General features: G+C 30.5%; 2 protein-coding genes and 1 pseudogene. 1 reads left to right on the forward strand and 2 read right to left on the reverse strand.

All coding sequences use genetic code 11. The annotated features are described in order from the left end of the window. Positions 1-180 (forward strand): annotated as a pseudogene (locus GFJ99_RS13685) (hypothetical protein); the annotation flags it as partial. On the opposite strand, the gene GFJ99_RS13195 reads toward GFJ99_RS13685, so the two are convergent. Continuing rightward, a complete protein-coding gene (locus GFJ99_RS13195) occupies positions 177-989 on the reverse strand; it encodes a hypothetical protein (RefSeq protein WP_153209506.1) in 813 nt (270 codons plus the stop codon). The pseudogene GFJ99_RS13685 and the gene GFJ99_RS13195 overlap by 4 nt on opposite strands. 181 nt (positions 990-1,170) lie before the next feature. Then, complete coding sequence (locus tag GFJ99_RS13200; protein WP_153209508.1) at positions 1,171-1,680, reverse strand: hypothetical protein; 510 nt, start codon at positions 1,678-1,680, stop codon at positions 1,171-1,173. Between the last annotated feature and the right edge of the window lie 66 nt (positions 1,681-1,746).

The following is a 1,746-nucleotide window of genomic DNA, read 5'->3' on the forward strand; positions in this document are numbered from 1 at the left end:
ATAAATTTTCATATTTTCTTTTTTACGATTTTTGGAAGTATAGCCTATAACGTTTGGCAGCTTGGCGAAGTGGCGGAAATCGAAGCACAAAAGTTCGGTTTTGCACAAAAATTCAATCGAAGAACTGCCGTTGAATTTAGCACTGAAACCGCCATTTTGCCAAACTGCTGTTATGCCTAGTTTTTCTTCTTTTCGAGTTGTTTCGCAAACTTATTGTCTGTTTTCGTTGGACTATTTTCTAATGCTCTTATTATAACGTCTTTTAGATCTTCTACTTCGCTATACTTTTCTAATATAGGTTTTAGATTTTCCATTTTCTGCATAGAAATTGACGAAATTACCCAACCTTTAGAATTATTATCCCAAGAGTTTAAAAACTCAATTAGTTTAGCTTGCAATTTTTCGTCTTTTTCAAAGTTTGCTAAACATTGTATAGCCAAAATTTGTTGGTTTTTATTTTCTGAGTCTATAAATTTCCAACAAGTTTTTTTGACAGCATTTGTATCATATTTAATATACATATTTATCAAAATATCAACAGGCAATCCTTTTGGGAATGATGAGAATAAAACAAATAAATCATCAGATGCTTTTCCGCAATTATTTGCCATTAATGCAGTTGTGCTCCAAGTTTTTAAAAGTGAACTTTCATTTGAGTTAATTCTGTGGATTAGTTCGTTGTTAAAAGTACTGTCATTTGCAACTCCAATCAATCTGTACGCTAAAACACGTTTTTCAGTAGTTTCAGAATTAAATAGTTTTTCAATGTTTTTAAAATATGAAGAGCATTTATTCAAATTTTTCAAACTGTCCTTTGCTTCATATTCAAAAAGCAAATTGTTAATTCTGTAAAAATCTTCTTCTACAAACTTTTCATTGTTAGAAGCTTCAAAAATTTCTTTGTCCAATAAATTTGGAATTTGGCATTCTTGTCCATTCGAGATATTAATTATAAAAATTAATAGAATTGAAAGTGAAAATTTATTCATTAATTGTCTGTTTTTCTCGTTTCGTTTAAAATTAGGCATAACGTTCTGCGGCTTGCTCTCAGTGGCGTTGAATCAACACCAAGCCATTACAAATATAACAAAACATTCCATTCAGCAGCGGATTTTCCGTAGGAAAATCCGGAAGTAGCCATTGAAGCAAACCGCTGTTGTAGCACGTTTTTTATTTACTATTATTCCATTCTTCATTTTCTTTCCAAATCAATTCCTCATCTTTTATGTCATAACAGTATTTACTCAGATTTTCAATTAATTCGGCAAAATCTATTGATGTCTCGATTTTATATTTCAAAAAATCAGCCTCAACAAACTGCGTTAAAATGTCATCATCTTTCTCAATGCAATTTTTAATTTTTGCTTTTAATTCGGTCAATTTATATGTACCAATTTTTTTCCAGAATAAGGTAACTTCAAATGACGGATTATAAATAGTTTTAGCTAAAAATCTATTCCATTTGGTGTTTTTGAATTTGTCGTTTTTTTGCTCCAAATTCCATATTTCCATTTTATCTGAATACATTTCTGCATCACTACTATCTTGAATTAGACTGTATGCACTTGTCCTCTCAAAATATTTAATAGTTTCCTTATTAATGATTTCAATTCCTACGTTTTTATAGATTGAAATCAGAGGAAGTTCAGGCGAATTTGATATTTGATTTGTGTTTGTCATTAAAATGTGTTACAACGTTTCGCGGCTTGAAAATTGTGGCGAAAAACCAGCACCAAGCCAACACAA

The sequence above is a fragment of the Flavobacterium sp. LMO6 genome, from assembly GCF_009495795.1.
Lineage (GTDB): Bacteria > Bacteroidota > Bacteroidia > Flavobacteriales > Flavobacteriaceae > Flavobacterium.

Bases quoted from the DNA above. Each gene is read 5' to 3' on its own strand.
- GFJ99_RS13195 (WP_153209506.1), bottom strand. From the start codon at position 989: ATGAATAAATTTTCACTTTCAATTCTATTAATTTTTATAATTAATATC.
- GFJ99_RS13200 (WP_153209508.1), bottom strand. From the start codon at position 1,680: ATGACAAACACAAATCAAATATCAAATTCGCCTGAACTTCCTCTGATT.